The organism is Candidatus Rokuibacteriota bacterium (assembly GCA_030647435.1).
Taxonomy (GTDB): Bacteria; Methylomirabilota; Methylomirabilia; order Rokubacteriales; family CSP1-6; genus AR37.
In genome coordinates, this window is sequence record JAUSJX010000054.1 from 62139 (window position 1) to 85930 (window position 23792).

The 23792-nt window shown below is 68.3% G+C and carries 25 protein-coding genes and 1 pseudogene; 9 read left to right on the forward strand and 17 right to left on the reverse strand.

The window, feature by feature from the left end; translation table 11 throughout:
* Positions 1–25 precede the first annotated feature (25 nt).
* The 3 genes from pilB to mazG are packed head-to-tail and all read right to left on the reverse strand — an operon-like array spanning position 26 to position 3143.
* Entirely contained in the window at positions 26–1762 is a 1737-nt protein-coding gene (pilB, locus tag Q7W02_09930) for a type IV-A pilus assembly ATPase PilB (GenBank protein MDO8476495.1), read from the reverse strand.
* A 29-nt stretch (positions 1763–1791) separates the two neighbouring features.
* Entirely contained in the window at positions 1792–2328 is a 537-nt protein-coding gene (locus Q7W02_09935) for a macro domain-containing protein (GenBank protein MDO8476496.1), read from the reverse strand.
* Positions 2325–3143 (reverse strand): nucleoside triphosphate pyrophosphohydrolase, encoded by an 819-nt coding sequence (mazG, locus tag Q7W02_09940; GenBank protein ID MDO8476497.1) that lies wholly within the window; start codon positions 3141–3143, stop codon positions 2325–2327. The genes Q7W02_09935 and mazG overlap by 4 nt, the downstream gene beginning before the upstream one ends.
* Before the next feature lie 103 nt (positions 3144–3246).
* Between mazG and Q7W02_09945 the strand changes: the two genes are divergently transcribed.
* Positions 3247–3660 (forward strand): DUF1844 domain-containing protein, encoded by a 414-nt coding sequence (locus Q7W02_09945; protein MDO8476498.1) that lies wholly within the window; start codon positions 3247–3249, stop codon positions 3658–3660.
* Here the strand turns inward: Q7W02_09945 and Q7W02_09950 are convergent.
* On the reverse strand, positions 3657–4307 hold the full coding sequence (locus Q7W02_09950; GenBank protein MDO8476499.1) for a hypothetical protein: 651 nt from the start codon (positions 4305–4307) through the stop codon (positions 3657–3659). The two genes, Q7W02_09945 and Q7W02_09950, sit on opposite strands and share 4 nt — an antisense overlap.
* 279 nt (positions 4308–4586) lie before the next feature.
* On the opposite strand from Q7W02_09950, the pseudogene Q7W02_09955 reads away from it, so the two are divergent.
* The 6 genes and pseudogenes from Q7W02_09955 to Q7W02_09980 all read left to right on the forward strand — a co-directional run bounded on the left by Q7W02_09955 (position 4587) and on the right by Q7W02_09980 (position 11394).
* Positions 4587–4739, forward strand: a pseudogene (locus Q7W02_09955) (Hsp20 family protein).
* A 78-nt stretch (positions 4740–4817) separates the two neighbouring features.
* The gene (dnaK, locus tag Q7W02_09960) at positions 4818–6731 is read left to right on the forward strand and encodes a molecular chaperone DnaK (protein ID MDO8476500.1); all 1914 of its coding nucleotides are present in this window, start codon (positions 4818–4820) and stop codon (positions 6729–6731) included.
* 49 nt (positions 6732–6780) lie between these two features.
* Positions 6781–7782, forward strand: coding sequence for a DnaJ C-terminal domain-containing protein (locus Q7W02_09965; GenBank protein MDO8476501.1), 1002 nt, complete (start codon positions 6781–6783; stop codon positions 7780–7782).
* Positions 7779–8165, forward strand: coding sequence for a helix-turn-helix transcriptional regulator (locus tag Q7W02_09970; protein ID MDO8476502.1), 387 nt, complete (start codon positions 7779–7781; stop codon positions 8163–8165). The genes Q7W02_09965 and Q7W02_09970 overlap by 4 nt, the downstream gene beginning before the upstream one ends.
* A gap of 26 nt (positions 8166–8191) precedes the next feature.
* Entirely contained in the window at positions 8192–10615 is a 2424-nt protein-coding gene (gene lon, locus Q7W02_09975; GenBank protein ID MDO8476503.1) for an endopeptidase La, read from the forward strand.
* A gap of 98 nt (positions 10616–10713) precedes the next feature.
* On the forward strand, positions 10714–11394 hold the full coding sequence (locus Q7W02_09980; GenBank protein MDO8476504.1) for a lytic transglycosylase domain-containing protein: 681 nt from the start codon (positions 10714–10716) through the stop codon (positions 11392–11394).
* On the opposite strand, the gene Q7W02_09985 is transcribed toward Q7W02_09980, so the two are convergent.
* From Q7W02_09985 to Q7W02_09995, 3 genes are read right to left on the reverse strand one after another with little or no spacing between them, the layout of a single operon-like run.
* Positions 11391–11912 carry a hypothetical protein gene (locus tag Q7W02_09985; GenBank protein ID MDO8476505.1) on the reverse strand — a complete coding sequence of 174 codons (522 nt, stop codon included), beginning with the start codon at positions 11910–11912 and terminating at the stop codon, positions 11391–11393. The genes Q7W02_09980 and Q7W02_09985 overlap by 4 nt on opposite strands.
* Positions 11912–12481, reverse strand: coding sequence for an isochorismatase family protein (locus tag Q7W02_09990; protein MDO8476506.1), 570 nt, complete (start codon positions 12479–12481; stop codon positions 11912–11914). Before Q7W02_09990 ends, Q7W02_09985 begins: the two co-directional genes overlap by 1 nt.
* A 22-nt stretch (positions 12482–12503) precedes the next feature.
* On the reverse strand, positions 12504–14021 hold the full coding sequence (locus Q7W02_09995) for a YifB family Mg chelatase-like AAA ATPase (GenBank protein MDO8476507.1): 1518 nt from the start codon (positions 14019–14021) through the stop codon (positions 12504–12506).
* A 125-nt stretch (positions 14022–14146) separates the two neighbouring features.
* Between Q7W02_09995 and dut the strand changes: the two genes are divergently transcribed.
* Positions 14147–14617 (forward strand): dUTP diphosphatase, encoded by a 471-nt coding sequence (gene dut, locus Q7W02_10000; GenBank protein MDO8476508.1) that lies wholly within the window; start codon positions 14147–14149, stop codon positions 14615–14617.
* 6 nt (positions 14618–14623) lie between these two features.
* Here the strand turns inward: dut and Q7W02_10005 are convergent, their stop codons facing one another.
* The 6 genes from Q7W02_10005 to Q7W02_10030 form a co-directional block, all read right to left on the reverse strand.
* On the reverse strand, positions 14624–15580 hold the full coding sequence (locus Q7W02_10005) for a branched-chain amino acid ABC transporter permease (protein MDO8476509.1): 957 nt from the start codon (positions 15578–15580) through the stop codon (positions 14624–14626).
* 21 nt (positions 15581–15601) lie between these two features.
* Positions 15602–16474 carry a branched-chain amino acid ABC transporter permease gene (locus Q7W02_10010; GenBank protein MDO8476510.1) on the reverse strand — a complete coding sequence of 291 codons (873 nt, stop codon included), beginning with the start codon at positions 16472–16474 and terminating at the stop codon, positions 15602–15604.
* 2 nt (positions 16475–16476) lie between these two features.
* Complete coding sequence (locus Q7W02_10015; GenBank protein MDO8476511.1) at positions 16477–17187, reverse strand: ABC transporter ATP-binding protein; 711 nt, start codon at positions 17185–17187, stop codon at positions 16477–16479.
* Complete coding sequence (locus Q7W02_10020) at positions 17184–17888, reverse strand: ABC transporter ATP-binding protein (protein MDO8476512.1); 705 nt, start codon at positions 17886–17888, stop codon at positions 17184–17186. Before Q7W02_10020 ends, Q7W02_10015 begins: the two co-directional genes overlap by 4 nt.
* 91 nt (positions 17889–17979) lie before the next feature.
* Complete coding sequence (locus Q7W02_10025; GenBank protein MDO8476513.1) at positions 17980–19290, reverse strand: ABC transporter substrate-binding protein; 1311 nt, start codon at positions 19288–19290, stop codon at positions 17980–17982.
* Positions 19291–19314: 24 nt separating this feature from the next.
* On the reverse strand, positions 19315–20634 hold the full coding sequence (locus Q7W02_10030) for an aminotransferase class III-fold pyridoxal phosphate-dependent enzyme (GenBank protein MDO8476514.1): 1320 nt from the start codon (positions 20632–20634) through the stop codon (positions 19315–19317).
* A 127-nt stretch (positions 20635–20761) separates the two neighbouring features.
* Between Q7W02_10030 and Q7W02_10035 the strand changes: the two genes are divergently transcribed.
* Positions 20762–21463, forward strand: coding sequence for a lysophospholipid acyltransferase family protein (locus tag Q7W02_10035; GenBank protein ID MDO8476515.1), 702 nt, complete (start codon positions 20762–20764; stop codon positions 21461–21463).
* Between the two features lie 22 nt (positions 21464–21485).
* Here the strand turns inward: Q7W02_10035 and Q7W02_10040 are convergent, their stop codons facing one another.
* The 4 genes from Q7W02_10040 to Q7W02_10055 are packed head-to-tail and all read right to left on the reverse strand — an operon-like array spanning position 21486 to position 23639.
* Entirely contained in the window at positions 21486–21767 is a 282-nt protein-coding gene (locus Q7W02_10040) for a DUF2442 domain-containing protein (GenBank protein MDO8476516.1), read from the reverse strand.
* Between the two features lie 4 nt (positions 21768–21771).
* Positions 21772–21978 carry a DUF4160 domain-containing protein gene (locus tag Q7W02_10045; GenBank protein ID MDO8476517.1) on the reverse strand — a complete coding sequence of 69 codons (207 nt, stop codon included), beginning with the start codon at positions 21976–21978 and terminating at the stop codon, positions 21772–21774.
* Positions 21979–22022: 44 nt separating this feature from the next.
* Complete coding sequence (locus Q7W02_10050) at positions 22023–22952, reverse strand: dihydrodipicolinate synthase family protein (protein MDO8476518.1); 930 nt, start codon at positions 22950–22952, stop codon at positions 22023–22025.
* Positions 22953–22985: 33 nt separating this feature from the next.
* Complete coding sequence (locus Q7W02_10055; GenBank protein ID MDO8476519.1) at positions 22986–23639, reverse strand: isochorismatase family cysteine hydrolase; 654 nt, start codon at positions 23637–23639, stop codon at positions 22986–22988.
* Positions 23640–23792 lie beyond the last annotated feature (153 nt).

Sequence of the window (23792 nt, forward strand, 5' to 3'; positions counted from 1 at the left end):
GGCGTTCTCCTCTGTTGGTCTCGTGCTATCCAAGGGTAACCCGGAGCACCTCTTCCACGGTCATCATGCCGTCGAGCACCTTCTGAAGCGCGTTCTGCCGGAGCGTCTTCATGCCCTGGGCCTGCGCCGTCTCGCCGATCTCGGCCGTCGGCGCGTTCCGGATGATCAGGTCGCGGATCTCCTGAGATGCCGGCATGACCTCGTAGATGGCCACGCGCCCTTTCATGCCCGTGAAGCTGCACGCCGCGCACCCCTTGCCCTTGTAGAAGTTGACCTTGCCCAGCCCCTGCGAGATGTGGCCGTAGGGCACGAGCGTCTCCTCGTCGGCCTCGTACGGCTGCTTGCAGTCCTTGCACACCCGGCGTCCGAGCCGCTGGGCGAGGATCAGCATCAGAGAGGAGGACACGAGGAAGGGCGGGATGCCCATGTCGAGCAGGCGCGCCACGGTGGACGGGCAGTCGTTGGTGTGCAGCGTCGTCAGCACCAGGTGGCCGGTCAGCGCGGCCCGGATGCCGATCTGGGCCGTTTCGAGGTCGCGCGTCTCGCCGACCAGGATGACGTCCGGATCCTGGCGCAGGAAGGCGCGCAGCGCCCCGGCGAAGGTGCGCCCGATCTCCTCGTTGATCTGGACCTGGTTGACGCCCTTGAGGTTGTACTCGACGGGGTCCTCGGCGGTCATGATGTTGATGTCGGGCGAGTTGATGGTGTGGATGGCCGAGTAGAGCGTGGTCGTCTTGCCCGAGCCCGTGGGCCCAGTGATCAGGATCATGCCGTACGGGTTGTGGATGGCCTTGGTAAACTGCTCGAGGCTCCACGGGTCGAAGCCGAGCATGGTCAGGTCGAGCTGCAGCGAGTCCTTGTCGAGGATGCGCATGACGGTCTTCTCGCCGAAGATCGTCGGCAGCGTGGAGACGCGGAAGTCGATCTCGCGCTGGTTGAAGCGGAGCTTGATCCGGCCATCCTGCGGGAGGCGCCGCTCCGCGATGTCCAGGCTCGCCATGATCTTGACGCGCGAGGTGAGCGCGGCCTCGAGGCGCTTCGGCGGCGTCATGATCTCGTGCAAGACGCCGTCGACGCGGAACCGCACCCGGAAGACCTTTTCGTAGGGCTCGAGGTGGATGTCGGACGCGCCCCGGCGAATGGCGTCGACCAGGATCATGTTGATGAGGCGCACGACGGGCGCCTCGTCGGCCGACTCCTTCAGCTCGAAGACGTCGACCTTGGCGGCGACCTCGTCGTCGCCCTCGACCAGCTCGACGTCGGCGGCGGCTCCCTCCATCTCCGAGACGATGTCGGCGATGCCCCCGCCCGTGCTGTCGTACGCGCGGTCGATGGCCTGGCGAATCGCCACCTGGGAGGCGACGACCGGGACGACCAGGAGGTTCGTCATGAACCCGACGTCGTCCAGCGCGAAGACGTTCGTCGGGTCCCCCATGGCGAGCGTCAGCTGGTTGCCCTGGCGCTTGACGGGCAGGACTTCGTACTTGCGCGCGATCTGCTCCGGCACGAGCTTGAGCACGTCCGGGTCGACGTCCAGCTGGGAAAGCGTGATCGACTGGATGCCATACTGCCGCGACAGGAACGCGATCAGCTTCTCTTCGGTGACGAAGTTGAGCTTGACGAGGATGGACCCGAGCTTGTCGTTGGAGCCCTTCTGTTCCTGGAGCGCGCGGGCGAGCTGTTCGTTGTCGATCAGTCCCTCGCGGACGAGGAGATCGCCAAGGCGCCGGCTGACTGGTTGTCCGAGCTTGGGTTCTGCCATCGGTTCGGTTCCAGGGGCCGCGGGCCCCTTCAACTGGCCCCCGCGAGGCGCCGCAGGGCGTCGGAGAACGCCTTGAGGGCTTCATCCTGGTAGAGGACGAAGACCACCTTCTGCAGGCTCGTCTTGCCCGCGCGCACGTGCTCGACGACGGTCGAGATCATGGTGTCCGCGGACTGAGCCGGAGGCACGCCGCCCACGCCAGAGCCCAGGGCGGGGAAGGCGATGGACAGCATCCGGTGCTTCTCGGCGATTGCGAGCGATGAGCGCGTGGCCGCGGCAATCTTGTCCGCGTCGGCCTTGAGGTCGCGTCCCATGGCGGCGGCGTGGATGACGTGGGTCGCGGGCAGGTTGCCGGCGACGGTCAGCACAGCCTCGCCCGGCTCGATCGGACCCTGGCGCACGGCCTCCTCCTCGATCACGGTGCCGCCCTTGCGCTTCATCGCGCCCGCCACGCCGGTGCCCATCCAGAGCTCGGCGTTGGCCGCGTTCACGACCGCGTCCACCTCCACCTCGGTGATATCGCCCCGGACGACCGAGAACGTGGTGCTGCCGATCTTGACCTTCATCGCCCCGCCCCGCCCCGGCCGGACGCCTCGCGCGACTTCGCTGCCTCCCATTCCCGGTCGAGATCTTCCGCGGACGCCTCGTCCACCTGCCGGCCCTCGGCCCTCATCGCGGCCTCCACCTCCCTGAAACGTCGGGTGAACGTATCGGTGGCCTTTCGAAGCGAGTCCTCGGCATCAATTTCAAGCAGCCGGGCTACATTTACGAGAGAAAAGAGCAGGTCGCCGATCTCGGCCCTGATCCGCGCGGCATCGCCTGCGGCCACCGCCTCATCGGTCTCCGCCATCTCCTCGCGCACCTTGCTCCATGCCTCCCGCCACGTGGGCCAGTCGAAGCCGACGCGCCCGGCCTTTACCTGCACGCGCTGCGCACGCAAGAGCGACGGTAGGCTTTGGGGCACACCGTCGAGCGCCGACCTTGGGCTCCCGTCGCCGCGGCCCTCGGCCCTCTTGATCCGCTCCCATTGGCTCAGCGCCTGACGGGCATCGGCCACTTGGGCATCCGCGAAGACATGGGGGTGCCGGCTTGTCATCTTCCGGAGAATCTCTTGCAAAACCTCTGCCATGGTGAACTCGCCCTGTTCCTGGGCTATCTGGCAGTGGAAGACCACTTGGAAGAGAACGTCTCCCAGCTCTTCGACGATGTGGTCGGTCCGCCCCTCGTCCAGGGCTTCGAGCGCTTCGTAGGTTTCTTCGATCAGGTAAGGCTTGAGGGAGGCGCGCGTCTGCTCGCGATCCCACGGGCAACCCTCCTCGCCCCTTAGGCGGCCCATGAGGGACAGCAGTGCTTCGAAGAGAACGCCGGCGGAGTCTGCCATGAGCGATCCCGAGGTCGCCACAGCATTATACACAAGGGGGTCGGCTCCTTGAAGGTCTTGGGGCCGCATGCTAGGCTCTGGCCGCCCTCCATGAAGACATCGCATGGCTGAAGACGAAACGTTCAAGGTCACGGACAGGCGACGCCGCGACGAAACCGACGAGTCGCCCACCGCCCCGGCACCGCCCGACCCCGCCGCCCAAGCCCCAGGCGCCGCTGCCACGGGCTCCGCGTCCCAGGGACCGGCCCCGGCGCCCCAGGGAGGCCCCGATCTCCAAGGCCTCTTCATAATGCTCGCAAGCTCGGCGCTCGTGAACCTCGGCGAGGCGGCCGATCCGGAGACGGGTGAGCGCGTTCTCGATCTCGAGCAGGCGAAAGAGGCCATCGATCTTCTCTCGCTCCTCCGGGTCAAGACGGAGGGCAACCGCACCGACCAAGAGAGCCACCTCCTGGAGGAGATGCTGTACGACCTCCAGCTGCGCTTCGTCCGCGCCGCCAAGGGCGCAGCCGGGGGCTAGCGCGTCCGGATCACGACCCGCCGGTTCTCGATGTCGACGTCGCGCAGGGTTCCCGGCACCTGCCATTTGAGCAGCCGCGCTCCCGCAGAGCCCATCACGACGGAGAACGGCCAGTTGCCGAGCGGCTGCCTCCCCAGGTTGAACTCGGTCAGGACAACGCGCGCTTGACCGGGCTTGCCACCCGGTTCCCCCGGCTGGACCGCAATGTAGCCGCGGACAGTGATCCAGATGGGCCGGTCGAGCTGCGACGCCGGCAGGTAGGCAGCGAGCTGGGCGAAGGGCGGGCCCTGCAAGAGGCTGCGAAGGACCGTCCGGCCCTGCAGAAGAAACTGACCCTGGGCGAGCCTTATGGCGAACGGGTCGAAGCGCAGCCCAGCTGTCTCAGCCAGGTGGCGGGCTACAAGGGCATTGATCTCGCGCTCGCTGAGGAGGACTGGATCCTGGCGCTCCGATTGACCGGCGTCCCGCCGGATGATCTCTCGAAGAGTTGACCGGGCGGCCGAAGCGTCGGACCGGCTCCAGTCGAGGGCCTCGAAGTGGGGCTCCTCAAAGATGTTGCCGGACAGGAAGAAAAAGCCGCCGACCAGCGCGGCCACGAAGGTCAGGACGACTAGGAGGATCAGGCAGCCGGCGCAACCCAGCTTCATAAGTTTAAACCATAGCACTACCCCTATATTTCAGTAATTTAGAAAATAAATCAGACCAACTTGACAGGTATCCGCGCAGCATATATAAGTTAGACAGACTAAGATTTGAGGGTGTCCTCGGTGGCGTCCGGACTACACAGGGAGGAGTGCTATGGCTGTGACGCGTTGGCGCCCGTTCGGTCAGGGGTTGGAGCCGCGGGTAGGGGCGCGTGAGCTCGGTGACATACAGTTCGAGGTGAACCGTCTCTTCGACACTTTCTTCGGCCGGTCCGCGCAGAGCGGTGGGCCGGGCGCGTCGAGCGGGTCTTCCAGCTCCCGATCCCGGTGCAGGCAGACAAGGTCCGCGCGAGCTACCGCGAGGGCGTACTGACCGTGACGCTGCCGAAGGTGGAGGCCGTCAAGCGCAAGGAAGTCAAGATCGACGTACTGTAACGCAGCAGGCCGGCGGCGGGGCGCCCCGTCCCGCCGCCGAGCCCGCTGACGAGAGACTTCCTACAGGAGAACAACGACATGGCGAAGGTGATAGGTATCGACCTCGGGACGACGAACTCGGTGGTGGCTGTAGTGGAGGGTGGCGATCCGACCGTCATCGCCAACCAGGAAGGGAGTCGCCTAACCCCATCCGTGGTGGCCTTCACGAAGGAAGGCGAGACCCTCGTGGGGCAGGTGGCGAAGCGTCAGGCAATTACCAACCCTGAGAACACGATCTTTTCCATCAAGCGCTTCATGGGACGGCGCTACGACGAAGTGCTGCAGGAGGCAAAGCTCATTCCCTACAAGGTGGTCAAGGCCCCGAACGGAGATGTGCGCGTCGAGGCGCGGGGCAAGGAGTACTCGCCGCCCGAGATCTCCGCGCTCATCTTGCGCAAGCTGAAGGAAGCCGCGGAAGCGTACCTCGGTGAAAAGGTCACGCAGGCCGTCATCACGGTGCCGGCGTATTTCAACGACAGCCAGCGCCAGGCGACCAAGGATGCCGGCGCCGTGGCGGGCCTCGAGGTGCTGCGTATCGTCAACGAGCCTACGGCCGCGGCGCTCGCCTATGGCCTCGACAAGAAGAAGGACGAGACGATCGCGGTCTATGACCTGGGCGGCGGCACCTTCGACATCTCCATCCTCGAGATCGGCGAGGGCGTGGTCGAGGTCAAGGCGACCAACGGTGACACGCACCTCGGCGGCGACGACTTCGACCAGAAGGTCATGGACTGGATCGCCGACGAGTTCAAGAAGGAGCACGGCATCGACCTCCGGAAGGACCGCATGGCCCTCCAGCGCCTCAAGGAGGCGGCGGAGAAGGCCAAGTGCGAGCTCTCGACCGTGGTCCAGACCGAGATCAACCTGCCGTTCATCACGGCGGACGCGAGCGGGCCTAAGCACCTCGTGCTCACGCTCACGCGCGCCAAGCTCGAGTCCCTCGTGGCTGACCTGATCGAGCGCAGCCTGACCCCGTGCCGTGAGGCCATGCGCCAGGCCGGCGTCAGCGCCGGCGACCTCGACGAGGTCATCCTGGTGGGCGGCCAGACCCGCACGCCGAAGGTGCAGGAGGAGGTCAAGAAGCTCTTCGGCAAGGAGCCGAACAAGACCGTCAACCCGGACGAGGTGGTGGCCGTTGGTGCCGCGGTCCAGGCAGCGGTACTCACGGGTGAGGTCAAGGACCTTCTGCTCCTCGACGTGTCGCCGCTGTCGCTCGGCATCGAGACCCTCGGCGGCGTGATGACGCGGCTCATCGAGGCCAACACCACGATCCCGACGAAGAAGACCGAGACATTCACGACGGCCTCGGACAGCCAGCCGTCGGTCGAGGTGCACGTGGTCCAGGGCGAGCGGCCCATGGCCAGGGACAACCGCACGCTCGGACGCTTCCATCTGGACGGGATCCCGCCGGCCGCGCGCGGAGTGCCGCAGGTCGAAGTGACGTTCGACATCGACGCGAACGGCATTCTGAACGTGTCGGCGCGCGACAAGGCGACTGCCAAGCAGCAGAACATCACCATCACGGCCTCGTCCGGCCTCACTAAGGATGAGATCGACCGGATGAAGAAGGAAGCCGAGGCCCACGCGGCCGACGACGCGAAGAGCCGAGAGGCCATCGAGGTCAAGAACCAGTGCGACTCGCTGGTCTACTCGACCGAGCGGACCCTGCGCGACCTCGGCGACAAGGTTCCGGCCGAGGACAAGCAGGCGAACGAAGCGGCGATGGGCGAGGCGCGCGAGGCTCTCAAGGGCGACGACCTCGACCGCATCAAGCGCGCGCAGGAGGCGCTGACGAAGGCGTCCCACAAGCTCGCCGAGGTGATGTACCGCGAGGCGCAGGCCTCCGCGCAGCCGCCGGGCGGCCAGGCCGGCTCCGGTGACGGCGCGGGTGCCCAGGCCCCGAAGAGCGACGTGATCGACGCCGAGTTCAAGGACCTCGGCGACAAGAAGTAGGGACCCGCGGGGGCGGCCCATGATCCAGGCCGCCCCCGCGAAGCCACCCATGCCACGCGACTACTACGCGGTGCTCGAGGTCAGTGTCAGCGCCAGGCCTGTCCAGATTCGGCAGGCGTACCAGCGCTTGGCCCGGCGGTACTCTCCGGACGTCAACTTCCTGGACCGCGACACTGGGGCTCTCTTCGAGGAGATTGTCGCGGCCTACCGGGTGCTGAGCGATCCGACCGCGCGCACTCTCTACGACCGCGGACCTGTGGTCGGGGAGGGGAGCGAGCGCCCTGGGAGAGCCTCCCGGCCGATGGCCGGCCGTCGCGGAGAGAGTCTCCACGTGCCGGTCGAGCTGTCCTTCCAGCAGGCCGCCTCGGGTGTCGCCACCGACGTGGTGGTGGAGCGTCTCTCACCCTGCCGCGCCTGCCAGGCAACGGGCAGCCGCCCGGGGGCAGCTGCCGTGCGCTGCGGTCACTGCGGCGGCACGGGTGCCGTCTGGACGGACCGGGGCGCGATCGCCCCGGAGACCTGTCCGGCCTGCGACGGGGCCGGCGAGCGGGTCAGTGATCCCTGTTCCGAGTGCCGTGGCCGCGGCGCGCGCCCAGAGACCGCTACAGTAGCCGTCGCCATCCCGGCCGGCGTGGACACCGGCGTCCAGCTGCGTGTGCCCGGCGAGGGACATGCCGGCCCGTTCGGCGGGCCGCGCGGAGACCTGATGGTCATCACGCGCGTGCGCGAGGACACGGCGTTCACCCGAAAGGGCGACAACCTCTACATCGAGGTGGCGGTGACCGTGGTCGAGGCCGTGCTGGGGGTCCGCGCGCCGGTGCTCACCCTCGAAGGAACGGCGGAGGTCGTGGTGCCGCCGGGAACGCAAAGCGGCCAGGTGCTCCGCCTGCGGGGCCGGGGGCTGCCGCGCCTGAGCGGCGAGGGCCGGGGCGACCTCTACGTCACCGTGCGCGTGGCCATCCCGCGCGGAATCGACGCCCGCACGCAGGAGCTTTTCCGCGAGATCGGCCGGCTCCTGCCGGCGTCGCCGCGGCAGGAGGCGAGAGCGTGACCGACAAGGGCAAGCCAGTCTACATGATCGGCGTCGTGGCGGAGATGCTCAGGCTCCACCCCCAGACGCTCCGGATGTACGAGAAGAAGGGCCTGATCCGCCCCTCCCGCACCGAGGGCCGGACGCGCATGTATTCGTCCGAGGACGTGGAGGAGATCGCCAGGGTGGTCCGGCTGGCGCGGGATCTCGGGGTGAATCTCGCGGGCATCGAGATCATCTTAAAGATGAGGCGCCGCATGATGGACATGCAGCACCAGCTCGAGGACCTCACGAGCCACGTGCGGAGCGGGATGGACGACGCGCGGGATGCCGCGAGCCGCGGCCGCAGCGAGGCGCTGGTGCGGGCGGCTTCGAGCCACTTGAAGCCCGTGGATCTCTTTTAAGCGGGCTCTGAAAGGACGAATCGAAAATGGCTGAAGAACTGAAGGCGGACGTGGTGACGAACGACGCAGGCACGAGTGTGCCCGACGTGATTTCGGTGCTCCCTCTGCGCGACACCGTGCTCTTCCCGCAGGCGATGCTGCCGCTGGCCGCCGGGCGCGAGTCCTCGGTCAAGCTCATCAAGGATGCGGTGCGCGCCGGCGCTGCCATCGGCACATTCGGGCAGCTGGATCCGGCGCTGGACCAGCCGCAGGAGAGCGATCTCCACAGGGTCGGCACCTACACCTCCATCCACAAGGTGTTCAGGCAGCAGGACGGGTCCGTCCGCATGGCGGTGCAGGGGCTCACGCGCATCCGCCTCCTCGAGGTCGTACAGACCCAGCCGTTCCTGCGCGCGCGCGTTGAGGAGGTGCCGGACATCATGCCGGCCCCGGGCGATCTCGAGACCGAGGCGCTCACGCGCAACGCCACGACGCTCTTCAGGCGGATCGCGGAGCTCTCGCCGCTCCTTCCTGACGAGATCGCCGACGCGGTCGCGCAGCTCACGCATCCCGGGCGGGTCGCCGACGCCATCGCGGCCTCGCTGCCTTCGCTCTCGACCCAGACGAAGCAGGAGCTGCTCGCCACGGCCGATGTCAAGGCGCGGCTCGCGCGTCTCGTGCCGGCGCTGACCAAGGAGGCGGAGGTGCTGGAGCTCGGCTCCCGCATCCAGTCCCAGGTCGAGTCCGAGGTGGGCAAGACCCAGCGCGACTACTACCTCCGGGAGCAGCTCAAGGCCATCCAGAAGGAGCTCGGCCAGACTGACGAGCGCACCCAGGAGATCGACGAGCTTCGGGAGAAGATCGAAGCAGCCGGGATGACCGACGAGGCCAAGAAAGAGGCCCTGCGCGAGCTCGACAGGCTTTCGAGGATGTCGCCCGCGGCCGCCGAGTACACCGTGGCGCGGACGTACCTCGAGTGGCTCGTGGCGCTGCCGTGGAGCAAGGAGACCGAGGACTCGCTCGACCTGACGGCCGCGCGCGCGGTCCTCGACGAGGACCACTCGGGGCTCGAGAAGGTCAAGGACCGCATCCTCGAGTACCTTGCGGTCAAGACTATCCGCCCGATCGGCCGGGATCCGATCCTCTGCTTCGTGGGCCCGCCAGGGGTCGGCAAGACCTCGCTTGGACGTTCGATCGCACGGGCGCTCGGGCGGAAGTTCCACCGGATCTCGCTCGGGGGGATGCGGGACGAGGCGGAGATCCGCGGCCACCGGCGGACCTATATCGGTGCGCTGCCGGGCCAGATCATCCAGGGACTGCGCCGCGCCGAGTCCAAGAACCCGGTCCTCATGCTCGACGAGATCGACAAGCTGGGGATGGACTTCCGCGGCGACCCGGCCTCGGCGCTCCTCGAGGTCCTCGACCCCGAGCAGAACGCCGCCTTCCGCGACCACTACGTGGACGTGCCGTTCGACCTGTCGCGCGTGCTCTTCATCACGACAGCCAACCTCCTCGACACCGTGCCGCCCGCGCTCCGCGACAGGATGGAGATCATCGATCTGCCCGGCTACACGGAAGAGGAGAAGGTTCGGATCGCGCGCCAGCACCTCGTGCCCAAGCAGGCGCGGGATCACGGTCTTGTGGAGGGCGAGCAGATCCGCTGGACCGACGCCGCGCTGACCCAGCTCGTGCGGTACTACACGCGGGAGGCGGGGCTCCGCAATCTCGAGCGCGAGATCGCCGCGATCACGCGCAAGGTCGCCAAGCGGCGGGTGGAAGGGTCGACGGAGCCGGTCGAGGTGACACCCGAGCTTGTAGGCGAGCTCCTGGGCGCCCCCCGCTTCCTGGTGGAAGAGCTCGAGGAGCGCACTCGCGTGCCCGGCGTGGCCGTGGGCCTGGCCTGGACGGCGGCGGGCGGCGACATCCTCTTCATCGAGGCGACGCGCATGCAGGGCAGCAAGACGCTCACGCTCACCGGGCAGCTGGGCGACGTGATGAAGGAGTCGGCGCAGGCCGCGCTGTCGTGGGTCCGCTCGCACGCCGCGGATCTCGGCATCCGGTCCGATTTCTGGGACACGTCGGACATCCACGTCCACGTCCCGGCCGGCGGCATCCCCAAGGACGGCCCCTCGGCCGGCGTGACCATGGTCACGGTGCTGGCCTCGCTGATGAGCCAGCGGCCCGTCAAGCCGCGGCTGGCGATGACGGGAGAGGTGACGCTGTCCGGCCGCGTCCTCGCGGTGGGCGGCATCAAGGAGAAGGTGCTCGCGGCCCGGCGCGCGGGTGTCCGCACGGTCATCCTGCCGCGGCGGAATGAGAAGAATTTGCTCGAGGACGTGCCCAAGCGCCTCCGGGAGACCATGACCTTCCATCTCGTGGACTCGGTGCAGGAAGTGCTCGACTTGGCCCTCGAAGACGCTCTGCCCCGCGGCGGCCGGATTCGGGACGCCCTGCTGTCTTCGCGGAACTAAGGTCAAGTAGCCGTTCTGGAAGGAGGAAACGGCTGCCGGAATTCGGCAGCCGTTTTCAGTTTGCGAGATCGGCTCCTGTTCGCTATCTTCGTTCTACTGTGGTTCTGCTCGCCGTCCTCACCTCACTGACCCTGATCATGGCCCTGGCGCCCGCCGCCTTCGCCTCGGGTCTCTACCGCTGGGTGGACGAGGACGGCGTCGCCCACTTCACCAATGCGCCGACGGACCCGCGCTTCCGGCGCGTCGGTACGCTGTCCGGGACCGCGCGGGGCTGGCTCAGGCTGCCCGAGGGGATCCGCTCGCGCTTCAGCGACGAGATCCGCGAGATCGCCGCGCGCCACGGCGTGGCGGCCGACCTCGTCGAAGCGGTGATCCGCGTGGAGTCGGCCTTCAACCCTCGGGCCGTGTCCAACAAGGGCGCCCAGGGGCTGATGCAGCTCATGCCGCGCACGGCCTCGTCGCTCGGCGTGCGCGACGTCTTCGACCCGCGGGAGAACATCGAAGGCGGGGTGCGCCACCTCCGCTATCTCCTCGACAAGTACCCGGGCAACGTGTCACTCGCCCTGGCGGCGTACAACGCGGGGGAGAAGGCCGTGGACCACTACGGCGGCGTTCCGCCGTATGCCGAGACCCAGCAGTACGTCCAGAAGATCCTGGGTTCGGGCGGCGCGGGGAGCGGCAGGTTCGTGCGCAGCGTCGTCTATCGCTACATGGAGACCGACGGGACCGTCACCATCACGAATATCCCGCGGGGGAAGGCCGGACCGACCGTCCGCTAGCCGTTCCGCTTCCAGACCGCATCGAGGAAGCGATCCAGGAAGCCGTCCTTCACGAAGCGCTCTACCGCCTCCCGCGTCGCCTCCTGGTCCATGCCCCACAGCGCCGCGCGCTTTCCCGGCCCGCCGCTCATCTGCCCGCCGCTCATCTGCCCGCCGCTCATCTGCCCGCCGCTCATCTGCCCGCCGCTCATCTGCCCGCCGCTCATCTGCCCGCCGCTCATCTGAATGAAGACGCGCTCGTCGCGCGTGAACGCCACCGGCAGCTCTTCGTAGATCTGGGCCGCGAAGGCGTTCACGCCGGGGCCGCCCACGGCGATGGCGGGGAAGAGCTCGGCCATCTCCTGGTTGACCATCCACATGTCGGTCACGACCACCGCGCCGCGGCTCTCCGCGCCCAGGCCGCGTGAGACGATCTCGCGCTTCAGGTCGTAGGCGCCCGGGCGGTCTTCCTCCTCGGGCAGGATGCCGTAGCCCACCACGATCAGGACCGTCGAGCAAATGTCGAAATAGCGCGGCATCAGCGGACGAGGCGGGCGAGCTCCCGGAAGTCGTCCGTGTCGGCCTGGCCGAGGAGCTGGAAGACGATGGTCTCGGTGGCTGTGACCACGGCGCCCGCCTGTCTCAGCTGCTCCGCGCCGAGCCGCCAGTTGCCCTGGGTTCGCGAGGTGACGGCGTCGGCGGGCACGTGCACGGCGAGGCCCTCACTCATGAGCTCGAGCGCCGAGATCAGCACGCAGACGTGCGCCTCGATCCCAACCAGGATCACGCGGCGCGTACCGGCCGCGCGGAGCCGCGCGCGCACTTCCTCCGCAGCCCAGCAGGAGAAGCTGACCTTCGGTACGGCCTGGATCTCGGGCCCGAGCGTGTCGCGGAGCTCGGGCAAGGTGTGGCCGAGGCCCTTCGGGTACTGCTCCGTCGCCACCACGGGCAGGCGCAGCCGCCGGGCTGTCGCGGCGAGGACCTTGATGTTGCGCATGACTTCCTCGCGGTGGTCGGCGTCCATGGCCGGAAAGAGGCGCTCCTGCATGTCCACGATCAGGAGGGTCGTCCCCTCGCGGGTCAGCGTCATCGGATGCGAGGTCGGCATGCGGGTCTCCTTGATCTGAAGATCAGAGGCCGCGGTCGAGGCCGCGGTACTGGACGGCCTCGGACACGTACTCCGCGCTTATCCTCTCACATCCCGCCAGGTCGGCGATAGTGCGCGCGACCTTCAGGACGCGGTCGTGGCCGCGGGCGGAAAGGCCGAGGCGGAGGACCGCCTGCGCGAGCAATCGCGTCGCCTCCGGCGGTATCGGGCAGAAGCGGCGCACCTGGCGCCCGCTCATCCGCGCGTTGACGCGCGCGCCCGAGCCCGCGAGGCGTTCGGCCTGGCGCCCGCGCGCGGTCTCGACCCGCGCGCGCACCGCCGTCGAGGACTCTCCCCCGCCTGCCGACAACTCGGCGTACGCCACGGCGGGCACCTCGAGGTGAAGGTCGATGCGGTCCAGGAGCGGCCGCGACAGCCTCGCCAGGTACTGACGCTTCTCGCCTGCCGTGCACACGCACGCCTCGAGTGACCCGCAGCCCCGCCGGCACGGGTTGGCGGCGCCCACCAGCTGGAAGCGGGCGGGGAAGGCCGCGCTGCCGGCGGCGCGCGAGACGACCATGGTGCCGTCTTCGAGAGGCTGGCGCAGCGATTCAAGGACGCGCTGGGAGAACTCGGGTAGCTCGTCCAGGAAGAGGACGCCCAGGTGCGCGAGACTCACTTCACCCGGATGCGGAACGCTGCCGCCGCCGATAAGCCCCGCTCCGGAGGCCGTGTGGTGAGGCGCGCGGAACGGCCGCTCGCGCACGAGGCCGTGCCCCGCCGGCAGGAGCCCGGCCACACTCCACACCGCGGTGATCTCGATGGCTTCCTCGAGCGCGAGCGGCGGCAGGATGGTGGCGAGGCGGCGGGCGAGCATCGTTTTGCCCGAGCCCGGCGGGCCCAGCATGAGGAGATTGTGGCCGCCCGCCGCGGCGATCTCGAGCGCGCGCTTGGCCCACGCATGGCCCCGCACGTCGGCGAGGTCGAGACCGTCGGGCTCCGGATTCGTGTTCCAGCCGTCGGAATCGTGACGGTGAGGAGGGATGTCGCGCTCGCCGTTCAGGTACTCGACGGCGTCGTGAAGCGTGGCGAGCGGGATGATGCCGACGCCGCTGACGACGGCGGCCTCGGCCGCGTTGCCCGCCGGAACGAGAAGCCGCGGGACGCCGCGGCGCCGGCAGTGGAGCGCCACCGGCAGCACGCCGCGGACCGGCCGGATATGCCCGTCGAGCGAGAGCTCGCCGAGGGCGATCGCGTCCTCGATGAGCCCCGGCTTGACGATCCCCGTCGCAGAAAGGATGCCGAGCGCCATCGGCAGGTCGAAGGCCGCGCCTTCCTTGCGGAGGTCGGCGGGGGCGAGGTTGACCGTGATGCGGTCCACAGGGAAGTCGAGCCCTGCGTTCCGGATCGCGGCGCGCACGCGGTCGCGGCTCTCGCGCACGGCGGAATCCGGCAAGCCTACCGTCGTGAAGGACGGCAGGCCCGGGGCCACGTCCACCTCGACGAAGACGTCGGCAGCTTCGATGCCGAAAACCGTGGCCGAGCGCACCCGGGCCAGCATGGCGCCAGTGTCGGGACGCCCCCGCGGCCCGTCAACGACTCAAATCGGATACAGGCGCACCGGTTCTGCTAATCTCGGCTCACCGCAGCCGATCCCGCCGGGCCCCGGCGTGACGGGAGGTCAAGGTGGCCAAGGCACAGGAGCATCGGGAGGCCGGGACGCATCTGGTGGACATCGCCGCCGTCAGGCTGGATAGCGGGCTGCCGCTGCCCGCCTACGCGAAGCCGGGTGACGCGGGACTCGACCTGCGCGCCTCGGAGGCCGTGACGCTCGAGCCCGGCGAGAGGCGGCTCGTCCCCACCGGGCTCGCCGTCGCCATCCCCGAGGGCCACGCAGGGTTCGTGCTGCCGCGCTCGGGCCTCGCGATGCAGAAGGGCGTGACCGTGCTCAACGCGCCGGGGCTCATCGACTCGGGCTACCGCGGCGAGTTGAAGGTGCTGCTGATCAACCACGGCGCCGAGGCCATCGGCATCGAGCGCGGCGAACGCATCGCCCAGCTGGTCGTCCAGCCCGTGGCGCGCGCGCGCCTTGTGGAGGGGGAACGGCTGCCCGACTCCGCACGCGGCGAGGGCGGCTTCGGGAGCACGGGGCGCTGACGCCGTCTACTGGTTCAGGCGGCGCCTGGCGAAGCCGAGGAGGCCTTGGGGCATGAAGATCACCATCGCGGTGAAGATGATGCCCACCGGGATCAGGTAGTACTCGGTGAAGTAGCGCGAGACGCCCTCGCGCAGCAGCAGGAAGAAGGCCGCGCCCGCCACCGGCCCCACCAGCGTGCCCATGCCGCCCATCACGTTGAAGATCACGACCTCGCCGGAGACCGCGAAGAAGACGAAGTCGGGCGCGGCGAACTTGTTCTGGACCGCGTAGAGGACGCCGGCCAGGCCCGCGAAGAGCCCAGAGAGCATGACCGCCACGATCTTGTAGCGCTCGACGGCGTAGCCGATGGCCCGGGTCCGCGGCTCGTTCTCGCGGATGGACTGCAGCACCATCCCGAACGGCGACTGGGTGATGCGCCGGAGGAGCAGGTACGAGACCGTCACCACCCCGAGCACGAACCAGTGAAGGGTCTCCGGGGTGAAGCGCGCCGCCCCGAGGCCGGGGAGAGAGAGCAACGGCTGGGCGAAGGTCAGCCCATTCTCGCCGCCCGTGACCGCGGTCCACGTGAAGATGATGACGTAGAAGATCTGGGAGAAGACGAGCGTCGTGATGGCGAAGTAGATGTCGCGCAGCCGTGTGGAGAAGTAGGCCACGAAGACGGCGGCCAGACCGGCAGCCGTCAGCCCGTAGAGGAGCGCCAGCCACAGGTTCGGTGGCTTGACGGAAAGGAGGGCGGCGGCTGCCCCGTATATGCCCAGCCCGAAGAAGACCGAGTGGCCAAAGGAGACCATGCCCGTGTAGCCGATCAGGATGTCCGAGGACATGGCCAGCAGGCCCCAGATCAGGATCTCGGTGACGAAGCGTCGCCAGAACTCCGGCAACACGAGGGGGGCGATGGCCAGCAGGGCCAGCACGACGGCGAAGCCGGTCCAGTAGGCGGTGGGCGCGCGGCGGGCGATCATTGGATCCTCACTTCGGGGGCCTCACTTCGGCGTTGGGACGAAGAGGCCCGTGGGCCGGAAGAGGAGCGTGAGGATCAGGACCACGAAGGAGACGATCACCGCCTGGGCCGGGCTCACGACCAGGGAGGCGTAGGCCTCGAGCAGGCTGATGAGGATCGCGGCGAAGATGGAGCCGCCGAGATTGCCCATCCCGCCCACCACCACCACGATGAAGGCCCGCAGCGTGAAGTCGAGTCCCATGTTCTGCGTGACTCCGCCGAGGGGGCCGAAGAGCACCCCGCTGGCGGCGGCCATGCCGGCGCCGATGGCGAAGACGCCGGTGTGGACCCACGGGACCGGGATGCCCATGGCCGAGGCCATGATGCGGTCCTGCATGGTGGCGCGGATCCAGATGCCGTACTTGCCATGCCTGAGGAAGAGCCAGAAGCCGCCGATGATGGCCGCCGAGAGGACGGCGGTGAGCACTCGGTACCACGGGTACTGCAGGTAGAAGAGCTGGAACTGGCCGGTGAGGGGCTCCTGGATCCTGCGCGCCGACGGTCCCCACTGCCACAGCGCGTACTTCTGGAGCACGAGCGATATGCCGAAGGTGGCGAGGATGGTGGTGAGGGGATCGCGGCCCAGCAGCGGGCGCAGCGTCGTCGCCTGGAGCGCGGCGCCGAACACCGCGATGACGAGCACGGCGACGAGGAGGGCGAGCCAGAAATTGCCCGTCGCCGTGATGGTCACCGCGCCCGTGAATCCGCCTAGCATCACGAGGTCGCCATGGGCGAAGTTGACCACGTCCATGATCCCGAAGATGAGCGTCAGCCCTGAGGCCACGAGCGCGAGGATCATCCCGTTGACGAGCCCGTTGACCGTCTGGATGAGGATCTGCTCGAAGGGGATCGCCACGGCTAGACCCCCAGGTACTGGTGGATGACGGCGTGGTCGGCCCGCAGCTCGGCGGCCGTGGCGTGGTGGCGGACGAGACCCTTCTCCATGATGTAGACGCGATCGCTGACGTCCAGGGTGAGCGGCACGTTCTGCTCGACCAGCAGGATCGCCACGCTGTCCTGGTGGAGCAGCGTGATGATCTCGCGGATCTGGCCGACCATGCGCGGCATCAGCCCCTCCGTCGGCTCGTCGAGGAGGATGATCTTGGGCTCGAGCATCATGGCGCGCGCGATGGCGAGCATCTGCTGCTCGCCGCCGGACAGCGTGCCCCCCGCCTGGCTCCGCCGCTCCGCCAGCACGGGGAAATGGGCGTAGACCTTGTCGAGCAGCTCGCGCCGCCGGGCCTCGGTCATCCCCGGCCGGTCGAGCCCCGTGCGCAGGTTCTCCATGACCGTGAGGAGCCGGAAGATGCGGCGGTCTTCGGGTACCCAGGCGATGCCGAGATGGGCGAGGCGGTGGGGCGCCGTGCCCGCGATCTCGCGCCCCTCGAAGCGCACGTGTCCCCCCGACGGCCGCACGAGCCCCATGACCGTCTTGAGCGTGGTGCTCTTGCCGACGCCGTTCCGGCCGAGGAGACCGACCACCTCGCCCGGCTGCACCTCGAGGGAGACGCCGAGCAGGATGTGGCTCTTGCCGTAGTAGGTGTGAACCTCCGTGAGCGCGAGCATCAGGTCTTGAGGTAGACCTCCTGCACCCGCGGGTTGTCCTGGATCTCGGCCGGCGTTCCCTCGGCGAGCACCTCGCCGTAGTGGAGCACGGTGATCGTCCGCGCGAGGCCCATCACGACCTCCATGTCGTGCTCCACGATGAGGATGGTCAGGTCGCGGGCGATGCGGCGGATCAAGTCGACCGTGGCGTGGGTCTCGGTGACGCTCATTCCGGCCGTCGGCTCGTCGAGGCACAGGAGCCGGGGCTCGGTGGCCAGGGCGATGCCGATCTCGAGGTTGCGCTGCTCGCCGTGCGAGAGGTTGGCCGCCAGCTCCTCTTCCTTCTCGCGGAGCGCCACCGCCTCCAGCACGCTTCGCGCCCGGTCGATCAGGTCGCCGAAGGCGCGGTGGTGGCTCAGCAGGCTCCAGCCATGCTGCCGCGACTGGGCGGCGATACGGACGTTCTCGAGCACGGTGGCGCCGGGCAGAATGTTGGTGATCTGGTACGAGCGCGCAATGCCCTTGCGGGAAATCCGGTTCGGCGGCAGTCCGGCCACGTCCTCGCCGTCGAGGAGGATGCGCCCGCCGGTGGGTCGGAGGACACCGGTCAGGCAGTTGAAGAAGGTGCTCTTGCCCGCGCCGTTGGGACCGATGATGGCGCGGATCTCGCCCCGCGGGACCGAGAGGCTCACGTTGTTGACGGCCGCGAGGCCGCCGAACCGCATCGTGAGTCCCTCGGTGCGCAGAATGGGACCCGAAGGAGCGCCCCGGCCGAGCTCCGCCGGAGCGCTCCCTCGGGATTGGTCCACCATCACGCTACGCGAACTTGCAGGCCGCCGGGACCAGGGTCTTTTCCTTCGGCACGATCTCCAGCAGCCGGTGCTTGACGTTCTTGAGCTCGTAGATGAACTCCCGCAGGAAGGCCTGGTGGTCCTCCTTGCGCAGCGTCTTGTCGCCCTGCGGAAAGTCGTCGCTCTCCTTGACCTCCATGCCCTCGAGGGCCGCGATGAGCTTCATCGAGTCCTCGCGCCCGCGGAAGCCCGACTTCTGGATCCCGAGTTTGAGGAAGTTGACGGCCTCGAAGTTCGATTGCACGAAACGGTCGGGGAGGGGACCCGACGGGTCGATGGCCTTGAGTCGCGCCACCGCGTCGTCGAGGAACTTCTTGTGATGGGGCGTGTTGAGCGGCCCCTCCAGCACCGGGATGTAGCGGTCGATGCCGACGAAGCCTTCGCCCTTGGCGCCGATGGCGGGCAGGCTCACCGAGGGTGTCATGGCGCCATCGCCGGCGATCTTGTACTTCTTCGACATGCCGAGGTCGAAGGTCTGGGTCACGAACGAGATGCCCTGGCCGCCGAAGAAGATGCCGAAGAGTCCGTCGAAGCTGCCGCTGATCTTCGACAGGAACGGCGTCATGTCGGCCGTGCCGAGGGGGATGCCCGTGCTGCCGACCATCTCGCCGCCGTTCTTCTTGATCTCGTCGGCGAAAGCGTCGCGGGTGGACTGGCCCCAGGCGTAGTCCGCAAAGACGATGTGCCACTTCTTGCCGAGCTTGCTCACCATGTACGGCGCGAAGGCCACCGCCTGCGCGGGGGCGTAGTCGAAGGGCCGGAAGGTGAACTTGCTGCACTTGCTCGTGGTGATCGTGGTATCGAGGCACACCCCGATCATGTTGACGATCTTGTGCTCGTCCCAGACCGGCATGCAGGCCAGGCACACGTTGGACAGGTAGCCGCCCACGTGGGCGTCGATCTTGTCCTCGAGGGCGAGCTTCTCGGCCCTGCGCCGGCCGACATCGGGCTTGGACTCGTAGTCGCCGATGATCAGCTCGATGGGCCGGCCGGTGAGGCCGCCCGACTTGTTGATGCGGTCCACAGCCATCTGCACGCCGACCAGCGCCGTCTTGCCGCCCGCGGCCGCCGCGCCGCTGAGCGGCTGCAGCGTGCCGACCTTGTACGGCTTGGCCTGGCCGAAGGCGTCCCGCCACCACGCGGGCACGGCCACGGTGGCGCCAAGCGCCCCTGCCGCCGCGGCGCCGAAGCCGATGAAGCGGCGCCGGGTGGTCTTGCCGCTGTACCAGAAGTCTTCAGCCTGGGCCCATTTCTCCTCTGTCCATTTCTCCGCCATGGTCCTTGCCCTCCTTAGTGGGCGTTACGGTCGCTGCTCGGCCACGGCCTCGAAAGCCGCGGTGAATGCTTGGACGGTCCGCTGGATGTCTTCTTCACTGTGAGCGAGGGAGACGTAGATCTTCTGCGCTGCCTTGACCACCCCCCGCTCGAGGAGCGCGCGGGTGAACGCCGCGTGGAGCGCCCGATCGGCCGTCAGCGTGGCCCGGTAGTCGGTGATGGGGCGGTCGGTGAAGTAGATCTCGAAGACCGGCGCCTCGCCCGCGACCTGCGCCTGGAAGCCCGCGCGCCTTGCGGCCTCCACGAGCGCCGTCTTGACGCGGTTGCCGGTTGCGAAGAGACGCTCGTAGGCGCCCGGCTTGCGGAGCTCGGCGAGCGTGGCCAGCCCCGCGGCCGCCGCAACCGGGTTGCCGTTGAGCGTGCCCGCCTGCTGGACAAACTCGCCCGTGGTCTCCATGGCGGGCGCCAGGTGGCGCATGATCTCCTCGCGACCGACCACGGCCGCCAGCGGGAAGCCGCCGCCGATGATCTTGCCCACCGCCGCGAGATCCGGCACGACGCCGTAGTACTCCTGGGCGCCGCCGTAAGCGAAGCGGAAGCCTGTCACGATCTCGTCGAAGATGAGCGGCAGATCGTAGCGGCGCGTGACCTCGCGCACGCCCGCCAGGAAGCCCCTGTCCGGGATGATCAGCCGCTGGAAGGGCTCCATGATCACGGCCGCCAGGCTCTCGTGGTGCGCGGCGATGATGGCCTCGGTCTCCGCCAGGTCGTTGAAGGGCGCGATCAGCACCTCGTCGCCGATGGCGTGCGGGATGCCGGCCGAGTCGGGCGTGGGCGCGGGGAAGGCCTTGGGCGCCTTCGGCCCCACGCTCATCAGGGAGTAGTCGTGGGTGCCGTGGAAGCCGCCCTCGAACTTCAGGATCTTGTCGCGCTTGCGGAAGGCCCGCGCCACGCGCAACGCGAAGAACGTCGCCTCGCTGCCCGAGGAGGTATAGCGCACCTGCTCGGCGCAGGGCATGGCCCGGCAGATCTCCTCGGCCAGGGCCACGGCGGGCTCGGAGAGCTGGAAGTACGTCGTGCCCCGCCTGAGCTGCGCCTCGACGGCCTCGATCACCGCCGGGTGGGCGTGGCCCAGCACCATGGGGCCCGAGCCCAGGAGGTAGTCGAGGTACTCGCGCCCGGAGAAGTCGTAGAGGTGGGCGCCGCGGGCTTCCTTGACGATGAACTGGAGATCGTCGGGGGCGTAGTAGCCGCCGAGCACACCGCCCGGGAAGCGACGCTGGGCCGTTCGCAGCAGCGCGGTTTCCTCGGGACTCCGGGACGTCGTAGGTTTCTGTGGCGCCATCGGGTGGCCCCCCTTATACCGCAAGGCGCCCAGCCCCGCAAGCGGCCCGGGGGAGCGCCCGGCCGGAGCCGGGCGGCTTGACGCCGGGGCCCGCCCCGGCTACTGTCCGCCCGGTCAGACCCTTCCAATGGACATCCGTGAGAGATTGAACCGAGTCGTCACCTGGTGCCTGACCTGCCTGCTCGTGGTGCCGGTGTGCACCGTCCTGATGCAGGTGCTGAACCGGACGCGGATCGTGGGCAAGCATCACCTCCAAGGGGCACGCCTGCCGCTCGTCTTCGCCTCGAACCACGTCACCATCTTCGACGACGGTCTCGTGGATACGCTGATCTTCTGGCCGCGCATCTTTTGGGAGTACGACTTCATCCCGTATCACGTTCCCGAGGCGGGCAATTTCTTCAAGGGCCCGCTGATAAGCTGGTTCATGCGGCGGATGAAGTGCATTCCGGTCCGCCGCGGCGAGGGGATCTTCCAGCCCGCGATGGACCGGATCATCGCGGCGCTCCGGGAGGGCGGCTGCGTGCGGACCTTCCCCGAGGGGACGCGGACCCGCAGCGGGACTCTGGGCCACGGCCGGCCGGGCGTGGGCCGGGTGCTCTACGAGACCGGCGCCGCCGTGGTGCCGTGCTTCCACCGCGGGCTCGACCAGGTGCTGCCCATCGGATCCGTGGTCCCGCGTATCGGGAAGCGCGTCGACATCGTGATCGGGCCGCCGTTCAGCGTGGACGATCTGCGCGCGCTGCCGAACACGAAGGAAACGTGGCAGAAGATCGCCGACCGGCTGATGGAGAAGATCGCCGAGCTGGCGCGCGCGGCACCCGGCAGCTAGTCGAGCAGGCCGGCCCGTGATTTCAGGAGGGACGAGTTTCCTCACAAGCAAGTCTAATGGGCTTGCCGGAGATCCTGGCGTACAGTACATCGGGATCGAGGTCGGCTCCGTTAGGCCAGCACACGGTTCCGAGCTCAGGATGCACCCGGACCTCAGAAAACCGTGCCGGGTCTCGCAGGGGAGCGAACACTCCTTCGAAGCGGATGAGACCGGTCAGATCAATCTCACCTTCCACACCGTCCTCGAAACGCACGTGCAACCGGAAGCCGTCCAGCGGCTTGGCCCCGACCACATCCTTCATCATGGCATCACTCCAATGGCGCGATGGACCTGAGCGGCGCCTGTCGCTCGGCCAGTCGCCAATCTTCCCGCAGCTCCTCCTGATGAAGCGATGCCCACTTCATCACCAATCCAAGGACCCGCTGCTCTCCGTAGCGCGCATGGAAATGTGGTGGCGCGTGATCGTTGTAGAACATGGCGATGATGATGCCAAAGAACCTGCTGATTTCAGGCACCCACTCGCTCCATGGTCCCCGCGGCTTGGCGGTGTACCGATACGCTAGGCAGACAGTCCGGAGGCCCTCAGCGCCAGCCGGATCCGCTGACGCTCGTCGTCGGAGACCGGCGTGAGCGGCGGCCGCACGTGCGCGGCCGGGATGCGGCCGAGCAGGACAAGCGCCTCCTTCATGCGGTTGTGCATGTCCACGAATGGCGGCGCGTAGAACACGCTCACGAGCGGGGCCAGGCGCTCGTTGGCGCGGTGGGCACGCGCGAGGTCGCCCGCCTTCACGGCGGTGAAGAGCTCGGCCTGGAGGTCTGCCGCGACGCTGCCCATGCCCGAGATGCACCCGTCGGCACCCAGGCAGAAGCTCGCCATCAACGACATCGTGAACGACGACAACATCGCGACGGGACGCCCGGAGGCCCGGAGCGCGCGCAGGTTCTTCTCGTAGGCGACAATGTCGTTGGACCAGTCTTTGACGCCCACGACACTCGGGATCTTGCAGAGCTCGCTGAGCGTCTCGGGCGAGTAGCCGATGCCCGAGGCCGGCGGATACTCGAAGACGATGAGCGGCAGGTCCACGCCGTCCGCCAGCATGGAGAAGTGGCGCAGCGCCATGTCGGGCTTCACCTGGGCGCCCCACATGAAGATGGTCGGCGGGAAGACGAGGAGCCCCGAGGCGCCCGCGGCCTTGGCGTCGCGCGCCAGCTCGATCGCCTCGTGGGTGCCGTCCGAGTAGACGCCCGCGATGATCGGCACCTTGCCGCCCACTTCCTCGAGCGCGAGGGCCAGCGCCCGCTTGCGCTCCTCGCGGGAGAGCGAAGACACCTCGGCCGCATGGCCGTTCGCCACGATGGCCGTCACGCCCTTGGTGTCCGCCAGCCGGCGCAGGTGCTTCTTGTATGCCGCCACGTCGATCTGGAGGTCGGCGGTGAAGGGGAGCAGGTTCGCGGGGATGCATCCCGAGAAGCGGTAGCTGTTGTTCATGGCCACGAAATTACCATGCCGCGGGAGCCGACGCTACCATCGGCCGATCTCGTCGGCGATCTGCTTGGCGGTGAGGACGCGGCCGTAGGCGCGGCGGATGATGTCGAGGGTGGCGCGCTGGATCTCGGGCCAAAGGGTGGCAGTGGCGTCCTCGACGACCGTCATGCGGAACTCGCGATTCATGCCCCCGATCATCGTCGCCAGAACGCAGATGTCTGTCATGGTGCCGGTCAGCACCAGATGGGTGACGCCGCGGACGCGGAGCGCAGCGTCCAGCGGCGTCCCGTTGAAGCCGTCGTAGTGGAACTTGGTCACGACCAGCTCGTCCGGGCGGGGCTGGAGCTCGGGCACGACGCGGAGATTGGCCTCGCCCTCGAAGCAGGAGGACGAAGCCATGCCGAACCCGCGAGGAGCGCCCGGGGCAGCCTTGCGATGCTCGGGATGCAGCTCGCCCACCAGGAGAGACGCCCGCTCGGAATAGGTGAACTCGGTAAAGAGGTCGGGCAGGCGTTTCTCGCGGAAGAGGTCGAGGAGGGTGCGGATCCGGGGAATGATGTCGCGGGCGGGCGGCACTTCCATCGCCTCGCCCGGGTCGAGAAAGCCGCGCTGCATGTCCACCACCAGCAGCGCCGTCTTGCCCGGGGCCAGGTTCAGCGCCGCTTCAAAGGCCTCGGTGCGATCGCTCAACGCTGGGCGTCGGAAACTGTCTTCGTGAGTTGCTCGGCTCGCCTGCGGCTGCGCCTCGCCTGACCACGTGAGTTGCTCGGCTCGCCTGCGGCTGCGCCTCGCCTGACCACGTGAGTTGCTCGGCTCGCCTGCGGCTGCGCCTCGCCTGACCAC

Coding starts and splice junctions, on each gene's coding strand:
- pilB (MDO8476495.1), bottom strand. CDS start 1,762: ATGGCAGAACCCAAGCTCGGACAACCAGTCAGCCGGCGCCTTGGCGAT.
- Q7W02_09935 (MDO8476496.1), bottom strand. CDS start 2,328: ATGAAGGTCAAGATCGGCAGCACCACGTTCTCGGTCGTCCGGGGCGAT.
- mazG (MDO8476497.1), bottom strand. CDS start 3,143: ATGGCAGACTCCGCCGGCGTTCTCTTCGAAGCACTGCTGTCCCTCATG.
- Q7W02_09945 (MDO8476498.1), top strand. CDS start 3,247: ATGGCTGAAGACGAAACGTTCAAGGTCACGGACAGGCGACGCCGCGAC.
- Q7W02_09950 (MDO8476499.1), bottom strand. CDS start 4,307: ATGAAGCTGGGTTGCGCCGGCTGCCTGATCCTCCTAGTCGTCCTGACC.
- dnaK (MDO8476500.1), top strand. CDS start 4,818: ATGGCGAAGGTGATAGGTATCGACCTCGGGACGACGAACTCGGTGGTG.
- Q7W02_09965 (MDO8476501.1), top strand. CDS start 6,781: ATGCCACGCGACTACTACGCGGTGCTCGAGGTCAGTGTCAGCGCCAGG.
- lon (MDO8476503.1), top strand. CDS start 8,192: ATGGCTGAAGAACTGAAGGCGGACGTGGTGACGAACGACGCAGGCACG.
- Q7W02_09985 (MDO8476505.1), bottom strand. CDS start 11,912: ATGCCGCGCTATTTCGACATTTGCTCGACGGTCCTGATCGTGGTGGGC.
- Q7W02_09990 (MDO8476506.1), bottom strand. CDS start 12,481: ATGCCGACCTCGCATCCGATGACGCTGACCCGCGAGGGGACGACCCTC.
- Q7W02_09995 (MDO8476507.1), bottom strand. CDS start 14,021: ATGCTGGCCCGGGTGCGCTCGGCCACGGTTTTCGGCATCGAAGCTGCC.
- Q7W02_10005 (MDO8476509.1), bottom strand. CDS start 15,580: ATGATCGCCCGCCGCGCGCCCACCGCCTACTGGACCGGCTTCGCCGTC.
- Q7W02_10020 (MDO8476512.1), bottom strand. CDS start 17,888: ATGCGGTTCGGCGGCCTCGCGGCCGTCAACAACGTGAGCCTCTCGGTC.
- Q7W02_10025 (MDO8476513.1), bottom strand. CDS start 19,290: ATGGCGGAGAAATGGACAGAGGAGAAATGGGCCCAGGCTGAAGACTTC.
- Q7W02_10030 (MDO8476514.1), bottom strand. CDS start 20,634: ATGGCGCCACAGAAACCTACGACGTCCCGGAGTCCCGAGGAAACCGCG.
- Q7W02_10035 (MDO8476515.1), top strand. CDS start 20,762: ATGGACATCCGTGAGAGATTGAACCGAGTCGTCACCTGGTGCCTGACC.
- Q7W02_10040 (MDO8476516.1), bottom strand. CDS start 21,767: ATGATGAAGGATGTGGTCGGGGCCAAGCCGCTGGACGGCTTCCGGTTG.
- Q7W02_10050 (MDO8476518.1), bottom strand. CDS start 22,952: ATGAACAACAGCTACCGCTTCTCGGGATGCATCCCCGCGAACCTGCTC.